The organism is Pseudomonas sp. RGB, assembly GCF_007713445.1.
GTDB lineage: Bacteria > Pseudomonadota > Gammaproteobacteria > Pseudomonadales > Pseudomonadaceae > Aquipseudomonas.
The window spans coordinates 278,456-291,301 of record NZ_VMSH01000004.1; the positions used below are offsets into that span (position 1 = coordinate 278,456).

At 62.5% G+C, this 12,846-nt stretch carries 11 protein-coding genes; 6 read left to right on the plus strand and 5 right to left on the minus strand.

Translation table 11 applies throughout. The features are described from left to right. Positions 1-6: 6 nt before the first annotated feature. The 3 genes from FPT15_RS10960 to FPT15_RS10970 all read left to right on the plus strand — a co-directional run bounded on the left by FPT15_RS10960 (position 7) and on the right by FPT15_RS10970 (position 3,107). On the plus strand, positions 7-717 hold the full coding sequence (locus FPT15_RS10960; protein WP_145160805.1) for an HPP family protein: 711 nt from the start codon (positions 7-9) through the stop codon (positions 715-717). A gap of 131 nt (positions 718-848) precedes the next feature. Beyond that, positions 849-1,952: an enoyl-CoA hydratase/isomerase family protein gene (locus FPT15_RS10965; protein ID WP_145160807.1), complete on the plus strand. Its 1,104-nt coding sequence runs from the start codon at positions 849-851 to the stop codon at positions 1,950-1,952. A 3-nt stretch (positions 1,953-1,955) separates the two neighbouring features. Continuing rightward, complete coding sequence (locus FPT15_RS10970; RefSeq protein ID WP_145160810.1) at positions 1,956-3,107, plus strand: acyl-CoA dehydrogenase family protein; 1,152 nt, start codon at positions 1,956-1,958, stop codon at positions 3,105-3,107. 259 nt (positions 3,108-3,366) lie between these two features. On the opposite strand, the gene FPT15_RS10975 is transcribed toward FPT15_RS10970, so the two are convergent. The 5 genes from FPT15_RS10975 to FPT15_RS10995 are packed head-to-tail and all read right to left on the minus strand — an operon-like array spanning position 3,367 to position 8,924. Then, on the minus strand, positions 3,367-4,140 hold the full coding sequence (locus FPT15_RS10975; protein ID WP_145160811.1) for an enoyl-CoA hydratase: 774 nt from the start codon (positions 4,138-4,140) through the stop codon (positions 3,367-3,369). Between the two features lie 11 nt (positions 4,141-4,151). After that, on the minus strand, positions 4,152-5,279 hold the full coding sequence (locus FPT15_RS10980; RefSeq protein ID WP_145160813.1) for an acyl-CoA dehydrogenase: 1,128 nt from the start codon (positions 5,277-5,279) through the stop codon (positions 4,152-4,154). 9 nt (positions 5,280-5,288) lie between these two features. After that, positions 5,289-6,473, minus strand: a complete 1,185-nt coding sequence (locus FPT15_RS10985; protein WP_145160815.1) for an acetyl-CoA C-acyltransferase — start codon at positions 6,471-6,473, stop codon at positions 5,289-5,291. A gap of 12 nt (positions 6,474-6,485) precedes the next feature. Then, entirely contained in the window at positions 6,486-7,253 is a 768-nt protein-coding gene (locus FPT15_RS10990; protein ID WP_145160817.1) for an SDR family NAD(P)-dependent oxidoreductase, read from the minus strand. Positions 7,254-7,274: 21 nt separating this feature from the next. Continuing rightward, positions 7,275-8,924, minus strand: a complete 1,650-nt coding sequence (locus FPT15_RS10995) for an AMP-binding protein (protein ID WP_145160819.1) — start codon at positions 8,922-8,924, stop codon at positions 7,275-7,277. 226 nt (positions 8,925-9,150) lie between these two features. Here FPT15_RS10995 and FPT15_RS11000 point away from each other — a divergent pair, with 226 nt between their 5' ends. The 3 genes from FPT15_RS11000 to FPT15_RS11010 all read left to right on the plus strand — a co-directional run bounded on the left by FPT15_RS11000 (position 9,151) and on the right by FPT15_RS11010 (position 12,826). Next, a complete protein-coding gene (locus FPT15_RS11000; RefSeq protein ID WP_145160821.1) occupies positions 9,151-10,044 on the plus strand; it encodes a bestrophin family protein in 894 nt (297 codons plus the stop codon). A gap of 77 nt (positions 10,045-10,121) precedes the next feature. Beyond that, on the plus strand, positions 10,122-11,180 hold the full coding sequence (locus FPT15_RS11005) for a tetratricopeptide repeat protein (protein WP_145160823.1): 1,059 nt from the start codon (positions 10,122-10,124) through the stop codon (positions 11,178-11,180). Positions 11,181-11,323: 143 nt separating this feature from the next. Then, a complete protein-coding gene (locus FPT15_RS11010) occupies positions 11,324-12,826 on the plus strand; it encodes an ATPase domain-containing protein (RefSeq protein ID WP_145160825.1) in 1,503 nt (500 codons plus the stop codon). Positions 12,827-12,846: the final 20 nt, after the last annotated feature.

Sequence of the window (12,846 nt, forward strand, 5' to 3'; positions counted from 1 at the left end):
CTTTGAATGCTTACCCGTTGGTTACCTGCTGCAATCAATACCCGCCCTGCTGAATGGAGCCGTGCCGCGATCGGCATGGCCTTGGGCACGCTGTTCAGTGTCTGGCTGTGCGCCCAAGTGTTTGGCATGCAGGTCGCGCTGCACCTGCTCGGCCCGCTCGGTGCCTCGGCTGTGTTGCTGTTTGCGGTGTCTTCCGGTGCGCTGGCTCAACCCTGGTCGATCATCGGCAGCTATTTGTGCGCGGGCGTGGTGGCACTGCTGGTCGCCCGTGTATTGGGGCGTACGCTGGGCAGCGCGTGCCTGGCGGCGGGCATGACCGTTATCCTGATTTGCTGGCTGCGTTGCCTGCACCCGCCGGCCGGTGGCCTGGCGATGACGCTGGTACTGGCAGACCCGGCCTCCATGGCCCTTGGATGGCAGGAACTGGCGCCGGTCATGCTCGGCGCGGGCGCGCTGCTGACGTGTGCATTGGCGTATAACAACGCCACGCGCACGCGCTATCCCAGGGGTGCGGTCGAGTCGCCTGCGGCGGTCATTGGCAGTGCGGCGGCCCCAACAGACCCGGCAATCACGGCGGCCGACTTGAAGCTGGCGCTGGCCGAGATGGAGCAGTTTTACGATGTGCAACCGAGCGAGCTCGAACAGTTGATCCATGCCGCAGAAGGCCACGCAAGACGCCGCAGCATCGGCGAAGTACTGGCCCGTCGCGCCGCCTGAGCCTGCGTGCATAAATGCAAAAACGACCTGCATGATTCCGGGTTGTACTGGGCAAATTTGCACTGGTACGATCGCGAGATAGTTCCTCCGCGAACATCTTGATAAAGAACAATAAAAGCAGGGAGTTACAGATGACTGCTCAGGTTTCATCCGAAGCAAGCCGCGCCGAAATTCTTCAGGACGAAGTGCTGGCCGACGTTCGCAACCACATTGGCCACCTCACCCTCAATCGCCCCGCTGGCTTGAATGCCATCACCCTGGACATGGTTCGCAGCCTGACGGCGCAGTTACAGGCCTGGGCGGATGACCCGCAGGTCTACGCCGTGGTGCTGCGCGGCGCTGGCGAAAAAGCCTTTTGCGCCGGTGGCGACATCCGTTCGCTGTACGACAGCTTCAAGAACGGCGACAGCCTGCACGCCGACTTCTTCGTCGAGGAGTACGCCCTCGACCTGGCCCTCCACCATTACCGCAAACCCGTCCTGGCGTTGATGGACGGGTTCGTGCTCGGCGGCGGCATGGGCCTGGTGCAAGGCGCTGATCTGCGCGTGGTCACCGAGCGCAGCCGCCTGGCGATGCCGGAAACGGCCATTGGATATTTTCCGGATGTGGGCGGTAGCTACTTCCTGCCGCGCATACCCGGCGAGGTGGGGATTTACCTGGGCGTCACCGGCGTACAGATCCGCGCGGCCGACGCGTTGTATTGCGGGTTGGCGGACTGGTATCTGGAGAGCACCCGGCTCACTGACCTGGACCAGAAACTCGACCGCCTGCAATGGCAGGACTCGCCGCTCAAGGACTTGCAAGGCGTGCTCGCCAAACTGGCCGTCCAGCAATTGCCCGACGCGCCGCTGGCAGCATTGCGCCCGGCTATCGACCATTTCTTCGCCCTGCCGGACGTGCCAAGCATCGTCGAGCAGTTGCAGCAAGTCACCGTCGCCGACACCCATGAGTGGGCGCTGAACACCGTCGCCCTGATGCAGACCCGCTCACCGCTGGCGATGGCCGTTAGCCTGGAAATGCTGCGCCGTGGCCGCCGCCTGCCGCTGGAGCAGTGCTTCGCGCTGGAATTGCACCTGGATCGCCAGTGGTTCGAGCGCGGCGACCTGATCGAAGGGGTGCGCGCGTTGATCATCGACAAGGACAAAACGCCGCGCTGGCGGCCAGCCACGATCCACGAACTGGACGCCAGCCATGTGGAGAGCTTCTTCCACGACTTCAAGCAGTTTGGGAGATAAGCCATGCAAGATATTGAATACACTGAAGAACAAGTGATGATTCGCGACATGGCGCGCGACTTTGCCCGCGGTGAAATCGCGCCCCATGCCCAAGCGTGGGAGAAAGCCGGTTGGATCAATGATGCCCTGGTCGCCAAGATGGGCGAACTGGGCCTGCTGGGGATGGTGGTGCCCGAAGAATGGGGCGGCACCTATGTCGATTACGTCGCCTACGCCCTGGCGGTCGAAGAAATCTCGGCCGGCGACGGCGCCACCGGCGCCCTGATGAGTATCCATAATTCAGTCGGTTGCGGGCCAATCCTCAACTACGGCACACAAGCGCAGAAAGAAACCTGGCTGCCCGACCTTGCCAGTGGCCAGGCCATCGGCTGTTTTTGCCTGACCGAACCCCAGGCGGGTTCCGAAGCCCATAACCTGCGCACACGCGCCGAACTGCGCGATGGCCAGTGGGTGATCAATGGCGCCAAGCAGTTTGTCAGCAACGGCAAACGCGCCAAGCTGGCCATTGTGTTTGCGGTGACGGATCCGGATTTGGGCAAACGCGGCATTTCCGCGTTCCTGGTGCCCACCAGTACGCCAGGGTTCGTGGTTGACCGCACAGAACACAAGATGGGCATTCGCGCGTCGGATACCTGCGCCGTCACCCTCAACCAGTGCACGGTGCCCGAAGCCAATTTGCTCGGTGAGCGTGGCAAAGGCTTGGCCATTGCCCTGTCCAACCTCGAGGGCGGGCGCATCGGCATTGCTGCCCAGGCCCTGGGCATCGCCCGCGCGGCCTTTGAGGCGGCGCTGGCGTATGCGCGCGATCGCGTGCAGTTCAACCAGGCGATTATCGAGCACCAGAGTGTCGCCAACCTGCTGGCCGACATGCAAACCCGCCTGAATGCCGCACGGTTGCTGATCCTGCACGCCGCGCGCTTGCGCAGTGCCGGCAAGCCGTGCCTGTCGGAGGCGTCCCAGGCCAAGCTGTTCGCCTCGGAAATGGCCGAAAAGGTCTGCTCCTCCGCGATGCAGATTCACGGTGGGTATGGGTATCTGGAGGATTATCCGGTGGAGCGTTACTACCGGGACGCGCGGATCACGCAGATTTACGAGGGCACCAGCGAGATTCAGCGGATGGTGATCGCGCGCGAGCTGAAAAACTACCAGCTCTAAGCCAATACCGGCTGTGTAGGCGCTGGCCTGCCGGCGATGCAGGCACCTCGGTTCACGTGCCGGACCGAGGTGAGGCTATCGCAGGCAAGCCAGCTCCCACATCAAGCGCTCACCAGGCTAATCAACACGCCGCAAAACCAAAGTGGGAGCGGGCTTGCCCGCGAATACGGCGTATCAGTCAGCGAATGTATCGACTGATCCAGCGCATTCGCGAGCAAGCCCGCTCCCACCAGTTGCGTTTCAGCAGTCCTAAAGCCGGTTACTTATCTTTGAACTCCGGCGCGCGCTTGGCCACAAACGCTGCCATCCCTTCCTTCTGATCCTGCGTTGCAAACGCCGCATGGAACACCCGGCGCTCAAAGCGCACGCCTTCGGAAAGGCTTACTTCAAACGCGCGGTTCACGCTTTCCTTGACCATCATGCTGATCGGCACGGATTTGCCGGCGATCAGCGTCGCCACCTTCAGCGCCTCTTCGAGCAGCTCATCCGCCGGCACGATACGCGCCACGATCCCGCAACGCTCGGCTTCCACCGCATCGATAAAGCGCCCGGTCAGGCACATTTCCATGGCCTTGGCCTTGCCCACCGCGCGGGTCAGGCGCTGGGTGCCGCCCATGCCCGGCAGCACGCCGAGGTTAATTTCCGGCTGGCCGAACTTGGCGCCGTCGCCCGCGAGGATGAAGTCGCACATCAACGCCAGCTCACAGCCGCCGCCCAAGGCAAAGCCGTTGACGGCGGCAATGATCGGCTTGCGGCGGTTGGCCACGCGGTCGCTGTCGCTGAACAGGTCGTCCAGGTAAATCTGAGGGTAGGTCAGCTCGGCCATTTCCTTGATATCGGCACCGGCGGCGAAGGCTTTTTTCGAGCCGGTCAGCACGATGCAGCCGATTTGCGGGTTGGCTTCCAGGCTGTCCAGCGCCTGGTTCAACTCGCTGACCAGTTGCGCATTCAAGGCGTTCAGGGCTTGCGGGCGATTAAGGGTAATCAGCCCGACGCGGTCCTGGACCTCGAGCAAAATGGTTTCGTAACTCATGTAATGGCTCCTTAAAGATTGCGTGAGATGACCATGCGCTGGATATCGCTGGTGCCTTCGTAAATCTGGCAGACCCGCACATCGCGGTAGATCCGCTCCAAGGGAAAGTCGCTCAGGTAACCGTAACCGCCCAAGGTTTGCAAGGCGGCCGAGCAGACTTTTTCGGCCATTTCCGAGGCGAACAACTTGGCCATCGAGGCCTCGACCAAGGCTGGCTTGCCGCTGTCGCGCAGGGCAGCGGCGTAATGCACCATCTGCCGGGCGACGGCAATTTGCGTGGCCATGTCCGCCAGGCGAAACGCCACGGCCTGGTGTTCGATCAAGGTTTTGCCGAAGCTTTCGCGCTCGCGTGCATAGTCACGCGCGGCTTCAAATGCCGCACGCGCCATGCCCACCGATTGCGAAGCGATGCCGACGCGGCCGCCTTCAAGGTTGGCCAGGGCGATCTTGTAGCCTTCGCCCTCCTCGCCCAATCGGTTGGCGACCGGCACCTTCACGTCTTCAAACAGAATCTGGCAGGTGTCGGACGCATGCTGGCCGAGCTTGTCTTCGACCCGCGCCACGGTGTAACCGGGGGAATCGGTGGGCACGATAAACGCGCTGATCCCGCGCTTGCCGGCGGCCGGGTCGGTGACCGCAAACACAATCACGATCCCGGCGTTCTGCCCGGAGGTGATGAACTGTTTGCAGCCATTGAGCACGTAGTGATCGCCGTCCAGGCGCGCGCGAGTTTTCAGGCTGCTGGCATCGGAACCGGCCTGCGGTTCGGTCAGCGCAAAGGCGCCGAGCATGGCACCGCTGGCCAGCGGCTTGAGGAACTGTTCTTTCTGCTGATCGTTGCCGAATTTCAGAATCGGCACGCAGCCCACCGAGTTGTGCACGCTCATGATGGTCGAGCAGGCGCCGTCACCGGCGGCGATTTCTTCCAGCGCCATCGCATAGGCCAGGTAGCCGGTGTCGCAACCGCCCCACTGTTCCGGCACCAGCATGCCGAAAAAGCCCAGCTCGGCCATTTCGCCAATGGCTTGCTTGGGAAAGCGGTGCTCGCGGTCCCACTCGGCAGCGAAAGGTTTCAAGCGCTCCTGGGCAAATTGCCGGGCCGCGTCGCTGATTTGCAGTTGTTCGTCATTGGGCAGCATAAAAAGTCCTTAATACACGCATTCGACGGCCATGGCCGTGGCTTCACCGCCGCCAATACAAATGGCCGCAACGCCGCGCTTGAGGCCTTTCTGGCGCAGCGCCGAGAGCAAGGTCACCAGGATGCGCGCGCCCGAAGCGCCGATCGGATGCCCCAGCGCGCAGGCGCCGCCGTGGATGTTGACCTTGCTGTGGGGGATTTCCAGCTTGCTCATGGTCACCAGGCTGACCACCGCAAAGGCTTCGTTGATCTCGAACAAATCCACGTCGCCAAGGTGCCAGCCGGTCTTGCTCATCAGCTTGCGAATCGCCCCCACCGGCGCCACCGGAAACAGCCCCGGCTCGTCGGCGAACGCCGCGTGCCCATGGATGATTGCCAGCGGCTTGAGCCCACGCTTTTGCGCTTCAGACTGACGCATCAGCATCAGCGCCGCCGCGCCGTCGGAGATCGAACTGGAGTTGGCCGCCGTCACCGTACCGCCTTCGCGGAAGGCCGGTTTCAGGCTGGCGATCTTGTCCAGCTTGGCTTTGGGGGGCTGTTCGTCATGCAGGATGGTTTTTTGCTCTTTACCGACGGTGACCTGCACCGGGACGATTTCGGCGGCGAAGCTGCCGTGGGTGATTGCCTCTTGGGCACGGGTCAGCGAGGCGATGGCGAAGGCATCCTGGGCTTCACGGGTAAAGCCGTTGTGCTCGGCACAGTCTTCGGCAAAGGTGCCCATCAGGCGGCCCTTGTCGTAAGCGTCTTCGAGGCCGTCGAGGAACATGTGGTCGAGCACCTTGCCGTGGCCCATGCGATAGCCGCTGCGCGCGCGGTCCAGCAGGTACGGCGCGTTGGACATGCTTTCCATGCCACCGGCCACCACTACCTCGACGCTGCCGGCCAGCAGTGAGTCGTGGGCGAGAATGGTCGCCTCCATGCCCGAACCACACATTTTGTTCAGCGTGGTGCAGCGCGTGGCCTTGTCCAGCCCGGCGCCCAATGCCGCCTGACGCGCAGGCGCCTGGCCGAGACCTGCGGGCAATACGCAGCCAAACAGCACTTCATCCACCGCGTCCGGGGCGATGCCGGCGCGCTCGACGGCGGCGCGAATCGCGGCGGCCCCCAGTTGCGGCGCAGTCAGGCCCTTGAGGTCGCCCTGGAAGCCGCCCATGGGCGTGCGGACGGCGCTGACGATAACAATCGGATCGTGCATGAAAAATTCTCCTTACTTGGCGGCCATGCGCAAGGCGCCGTCGAGACGGATGACCTCGCCATTAAGCATGCTGTTTTCAATGATGTGCCGCACCAGCGCGGCGTACTCGGCCGGTTTGCCCAGGCGTGGCGGGAATGGCACGCCGGCGGCCAGGGAATCGCGCACCTCTGGGGTCATGCCGGCCATCATCGGCGTTTCGAAAATGCCCGGGGCGATGGTCATGACCCGGATGCCGAAGCGCGCCAGTTCGCGAGCGGCAGGCAGCGTCAGGCTGGCGATGGCGCCTTTGGACGCGGCATACGCCGCCTGGCCGATCTGCCCGTCAAAGGCGGCCACCGACGCGGTATTGATGATCACGCCGCGCTCGCCGTCGGCATTCGCCTCGGTTTCAGCGATGGCGGCGGCGGCCAGGCGCAGCAGGTTGAAGCTGCCGACCAGGTTGACGTTGATCACGTGGGCAAAGCTTGCCAGCGCGTGCGGGCCGTTCTTGCCGAGGATTTTTTCGCCACGCACCACACCAGCGCAGTTCACCAACCCATGCAAACCGCCGAACGCAGCGACGGCGGCTTGCACGGCCGCTTCGGCAGCGGCTTCCTGGCTGATGTCCGCCACCGCGCTGCGGGCGTTATCGCCCAACTGCCGGGCCTTGGCCGCGACGGCTTCGGCGTTGAGGTCCACCAGCATCACCTTGGCGCCGGCGGCTACCAGCATGTCAGCGGTGGCCGCGCCGAGGCCCGAAGCGCCGCCGCTGACCAGGAATACCTTGTTTTCAATCTGCATCTTGATTTCCTTTGAAAGGGATCACGCCAAGGCTGCTTGAGCCTTGGCGATTTCCTGATTACGCAAAATAAAACGTTGCAGCTTGCCGCTCGGGGTTTTCGGCAAGTCGCTGACAAATTCGATTTCTCGCGGGTAGGCATGCGCGGCGAGGCGCTTGCGCACGTGCAGGCGCAGCTCTTCGGCCAGCTCAGGCGTGGCGCGGTATTGCTCGTTGATCACCACAAAGGCTTTCACCAGCTCGGTGCGTTCCGGGCACGGCTTGCCGACCACCGCGGCTTCGACCACGGCCGGGTGCTCGACCAAGGCGCTTTCCACGTCGAAGGGCCCGACGCGGTAGCCAGAGGTGGTGATCACGTCATCACTGCGCCCGACAAAACTGGTGCTGCCATCCGGGTTCAGCTCCACGGTGTCGCCGCTGAGGTAGTACTTGCCGACAAAGGCCTTGGTCTTCACGCCGTCGTAACCGGCAAACCAGCACATCGGCGACTGTTCGCGGTCAATGGCGAGAATGCCCGGCTGGCCGGCGGGCAGTTCCTGATGGTTGTCATCGAGCACCACGATGCGGTGCCCCGGCGAGGCAAACCCGGCTGAGCCGACATGCACCGGATGCGCCAGGCCGTGGTGGTTGCACAGCACCATGCCCAGTTCGGTCTGGCCATAGTGGTCGTGGATGGTCACGCCCAGGTTATCGGCGAACCAGCGGATCACTTCCGGGTTCAGGGGTTCGCCGGCGCTGCTGACAATGCGCAGCTTGCCCTTGATCGCGCGGGCGAACTGCTCGCCGCCGGCAATCAGCAGGCGGTACGCGGTCGGCGAGCCCGTCAGGTTGGTGATGCCGTACTTGTTGATCACCCGGCAGGTGCTCTCCAGGGTGAACGGCCCATCGTAAAAGGTGATCGGGTGGCCCATGGACAACGGCCCGGTCACGCCAAAATAGATGCCGTAAGCCCAACCCGGGTCGGCAAAGTTCCAGAAGGCGTCTTCGGGGCGAAGGTCTACTGCGTCACGGGTGTAGCGCTGAAAGGCAACGATGGCCTTGAGCGGCACCGACAGGGCTTTCGACGGGCCGGTGGTGCCCGAGGTGAACATCAGCAGAAACGGCGCGTCACCGTCCAGCATCACCGGCTCGCAGGCGTTGGCGTAATTCGGCAATTCGGCCCAGAAGCTGTAGTCGCCGCGCACGATGCCTTCGCCTTTGGGCCCGGCGACGGTGACGATAGTCGGGCAACCTTCCACGTCCACAAGCTTGGGCCGGTTCACCGCGTCGGTGACCACCAGCGCGGCGCCGGAGCTGCTCAAGCGATGCTCGATGGCCTTGGGCCCGAAGGCGGTAAACAGCGGCTGATAGACCGCGCCGATACGCCAGGTGGCGAACACCACCACCAGCAATTCTGCGGTGCGCGGCAGCAGGCCGGCCACCTTGTCGCCGCGTTTGACGCCCTGGGCCAGCAGAAAATTGGCGAAGCGGGCAGCCTGGTCCTGCAAGTCGGTGAAGGTGGACGTGGCGCTGCGCCCGTCCTTGCCTTCCCAGAACAGCGCGATGCGGCCCGGCAGTGCGTGCCGGTCGCAGCATTCCACGCAGGCATTGAGCGCCTGCAGGTTGCCGGCCAGTGCGGCGTCGACGGTGTGCTGGTAATCAAACTCGGTAGTGGCAGCCAAATACTCACGCATCGCTTCAAATCCTTGTGGTTTTTATTTTCAGGACGTTTTTGAGCACGTAAACCGTGGAAATAGTCGCTCTGCAGCGTTACAGCAGCAATGGTCAAAGCCTTCAACTTGGCTGACTGGTTTGGCCAATCATTGATCGCGCTGATCAGCCGGTCAGTTCAAGTGATTGGACGCTCGCCGGGGTTGCTTCTAACCTTGGGGCCTGCGCCACCGAAGAAGCTTGCCTGCAATGATCGTTCGTCCCAAACCCAACCTCCTGGGTATCCTGTTTTCCCTCAAGGGCTCGATTGCCAAGCGCATCGCGCTGCGCAGCCTGCTGGTGACCTTGCTGGCCTCGGTGATCGTGCTGGTTGAAACCCTGCACCCGGCGTACTTTTCCAAGGTCAACGCCACGCCGTTCACCTTGCTGGGCTTGTCGTTGTCTATCTTCATGAGCTTTCGCAACAACGCCTGCTATGACCGCTGGTGGGAAGGCCGCAAGCAGCTGGGGCAAATGATCATCGATGTGCGCTCGCTGATCCGCGAAACCCAGGTGCTGACTGACCCGGTTGAGCGCAGTGGGTTACTGCGGGGTTTGTGCGGTTTTGCCCATGGCCTGATTGCGCGCCTGCGCCATGAAGACGAGGCCGGCGCCATCACGCCGTGGATCGGCATTGATCGCGCGCACCCGAACCTCCCTGACGCTGTGCTGCAACAACTGGGCGCGCGCTTTTGCGGGCTGGCCGAGCAAGGCGTCATCAGCGAATGGCGCTACACCCAGCTGGAAACCCGACTGGTCAGCCTCAGCCAGGTGCAGGCTTCGTGCGAGCGGATCAAGCACACGCCGCTGCCCTTCCCTTACACGCTGCTGCTGCACCGCACCATCTACCTGTTCTGCATTCTGTTGCCGTTTGCCATGGCCGAGCCATTGGGCTGGCTGACGCCGGTGTTCACCGCCATCGTCAGCTACACCTTCTTTGGCCTGGACGAAATTGGCGACGACCTGGAAGACCCGTTCGGCTTTGATGAAAACGACCTGCCGTGCAATGCCATCGTGCGCACATTGGAGCGCGAGATCCTTGCCGCTCTGGGCGACAGCGACTTGCCGCCGGCCCTGGAACCCATTGATTACGTGCTGAGCTGATGCGGGTTTGACACTCGCCGTGGTCTGACCGAAGCTGATGGCTTTGCACTAGCTGCCACCAGCTTTTGGACGCCTGCATGTCAAAGTCACGCCGTTACTCCATCATCGGCCTGTGCGCCCTGTTGTTGATTGTGTTGCTCACCTGGTTTTTCTCCCGCTCAACCCCGGTGGCCGTGCCGCCGGCGATTGCCCATGGTTACGCCAAAGCCTTGAAGCAGGCGCATAACGGCGAACCCGGCGCCGCGCGCGTGCTGTATCAACAGCTCGGCCGGCCGGACCTGTCGCCTGAACGCCGCGCGGCCTTGCACGCCGAATTGCCCAACTACCCAAGCCCGCAGGCGCTGAAGCTCGCCGACAAAGACCTGGCCAATGATTCGCCAGTGGTGCGCGAGGCGGCGATCCACAGCATTGTCGGCCTGGTGCCCAGCGGCCAACGCGTCTTGTTGCTGGGGCCGGTGCTCGACGATCCCGAACAGGCGGTGCGCTTTGCCGCCGCCAATGCCTTGCTCGGTCTGTCGCCGGACACCCTGGGGCTGTACTTCGGGCCGTTGCAGCAAGTGCTCGATGAGTTTGTGAAAACCCTCAAGGGTCAGCCGGAAACGGCCGAAGGCTGGATTCAACTGGCGCGCCTCTATATACACAGTGCGCTGCTGCCGGACGCACAAAATGCCCTCGAACAGGCCATGCGCTTGCAACCGGACAACCTGCAGGCAGTGGTCGCGCAAATCGAACTGCTGGACAAACAAGGCAAGACCGATGAATCGCGGCAACTGCTGGCACGTCAGTTGGCGGCCCATCCCGACTCGGCTTACCTGCAGCATGCGCTGGGCATGTGGCTGTTGCACCATGGCGAGCGCCCGTATGCCCTGCTCGGCCTGTCCAAAGCGGTAGAGCTTGAACCGGACAATCAGGATTACCGTTACGACCTCGCCACGACCCTGCACGCCCAGGAAGAGTTGGAAGCCGCCCAGCGTCAGCTCGAAGACATCATTCAGCGCCACCCGGCCAACCGCAAGGCGCGGGTGCTGCTGGTCAATTACTGGAAAGAAAGCGGCCAGTTGCAAAACGTGCAGGTATTGCTTGCGCAACTTGAGCAACAGAACCCGGATGACCCGGCGTTGCAGCAAGGCCTGTAGGACGTTGCAAAAAGTTGTAATCGATACTGGGGCTTGTACAATTTTCGCGAAACGTTGAACCGCTACGGGCCTCCACGGTCAAGTGAATATGGCGCGTCCGAGGCGGCGCGTTCCTCTATTTGTACGTGACCTGAGGGCACTTCTTGTCTACATCCAACGAGCTGTTCAGTGAAAAGGCGGCCACCGGCATTGAAGGTCTTGATGACATTCTTTCCGGGGGGTTATCGCGCAGCCACCTGTTCCTGCTGGAAGGCGAACCCGGCACGGGCAAAACCACCGTTGCGTTGCATTTTTTGCAGGCCGGCGCGAAAAACGGTGAGCGATCCCTGTACATCACCCTCTCCGAAACCGAGCGCGAATTGCGCCAGGGTGCCAAGTCCCATGGTTGGGACCTGGATGACAATATCCACATCTTTGAGCTGACCCCGCCAGAGAGCCTGCTCGACGCCAATCATCAACAAAGCCTGCTGTACTCCTCCGACCTGGAGCTGGGCGAAGCCACGCGGCAGATTTTTGAAGTGGTGGAGCGGGTCAAGCCGACCCGCGTGGTCATCGACAGCCTTTCGGAGATCCGTCTGCTCGCGCAAAGCTCACTGCGTTATCGTCGGCAGATCCTGGCAATCAAGCATTACTTCGTGCGCTACGACGCCACCGTGCTGCTGCTGGATGACCTGACCACCGAATCTCTGGATAAAACCGTACACAGCGTGGCGCACGGCGTGATCCGCCTGGAAGAACTGACCCCCAACTACGGCGCCGAACGCCGCCGCGTGCGGGTGGTGAAATACCGTGGCCAAAAATACCGCGGCGGCTTTCACGACTTCACCATCATGGGCGACGGCGTGCATGTATTCCCGCGCTTGGTCGCGGCCGAGCATCGCGGCGGGTATGTCCGCCAGACCCTGAGCAGCGGCATTGTCGAACTGGACAGGCTGATGGGCGGCGGCGTCGAAACCGGCTCCAGCAGCTTGATTCTTGGCCCAGCGGGCACCGGTAAATCCCTGATTTCCATGATCTTCGCCGCAGCGGCTGTGGCCCGTGGCGAGAAAGCGGCGCTGTTTATCTTCGACGAAGAACTGGGGTTGTTGTTCGAGCGCATGAAAAACATGGGCATCGATCTCGCCGCCCTGCAGGACACCGGCAACCTGCTCATTGAGCAAGTGGACGCGGCCGAGTTGTCGCCCGGCGAGTTCTCGCACCGAGTGCGCCGTTGTGTTGACGAGCGCGGGATCAAAACCGTGGTCATCGACAGCATCAACGGCTACCAGGCGGCCATGCCGGAAGAAAACGCGCTGATCCTGCACATGCACGAACTGCTGCTGTACCTCAATCGCCGGGGTGCCGCCACGTTCATGACCGTCGCCCAGCATGGGCTGGTCGGTGACATGCAGGCGCCCGTCGACATTACCTACCTGGCCGATACCGTGATTTTGCTGCGTTACTTCGAAGCACTGGGCAAAGTGCGCCGGGCCATTTCGATCATCAAAAAACGCACCGGCACGCATGAGTCGACGATTCGCGAGTACCGCATTGGCAGCCGTGGCATGACGGTGGGCGAGCCGCTCGACAACTTCCAGGGCGTGCTGCGCGGCATTCCGACATTCAACGGCAGCGGCTCACCTTTGCTCAAGGAAGAGGGATCGTGATCAGCGTTTCCTCTGCCTCC

What these genes read in the sequence shown, in the direction of transcription:
- FPT15_RS10975 (WP_145160811.1), bottom strand. Translation starts at nt 4,140, where the DNA reads ATGAGTTACGAAACCATTTTGCTCGAGGTCCAGGACCGCGTCGGGCTG.
- FPT15_RS10985 (WP_145160815.1), bottom strand. Translation starts at nt 6,473, where the DNA reads ATGCACGATCCGATTGTTATCGTCAGCGCCGTCCGCACGCCCATGGGC.
- FPT15_RS11005 (WP_145160823.1), top strand. Translation starts at nt 10,122, where the DNA reads ATGTCAAAGTCACGCCGTTACTCCATCATCGGCCTGTGCGCCCTGTTG.
- FPT15_RS11000 (WP_145160821.1), top strand. Translation starts at nt 9,151, where the DNA reads ATGATCGTTCGTCCCAAACCCAACCTCCTGGGTATCCTGTTTTCCCTC.
- FPT15_RS10960 (WP_145160805.1), top strand. Translation starts at nt 7, where the DNA reads ATGCTTACCCGTTGGTTACCTGCTGCAATCAATACCCGCCCTGCTGAA.
- FPT15_RS10980 (WP_145160813.1), bottom strand. Translation starts at nt 5,279, where the DNA reads ATGCTGCCCAATGACGAACAACTGCAAATCAGCGACGCGGCCCGGCAA.
- FPT15_RS10995 (WP_145160819.1), bottom strand. Translation starts at nt 8,924, where the DNA reads ATGCGTGAGTATTTGGCTGCCACTACCGAGTTTGATTACCAGCACACC.
- FPT15_RS10965 (WP_145160807.1), top strand. Translation starts at nt 849, where the DNA reads ATGACTGCTCAGGTTTCATCCGAAGCAAGCCGCGCCGAAATTCTTCAG.
- FPT15_RS10970 (WP_145160810.1), top strand. Translation starts at nt 1,956, where the DNA reads ATGCAAGATATTGAATACACTGAAGAACAAGTGATGATTCGCGACATG.
- FPT15_RS10990 (WP_145160817.1), bottom strand. Translation starts at nt 7,253, where the DNA reads ATGCAGATTGAAAACAAGGTATTCCTGGTCAGCGGCGGCGCTTCGGGC.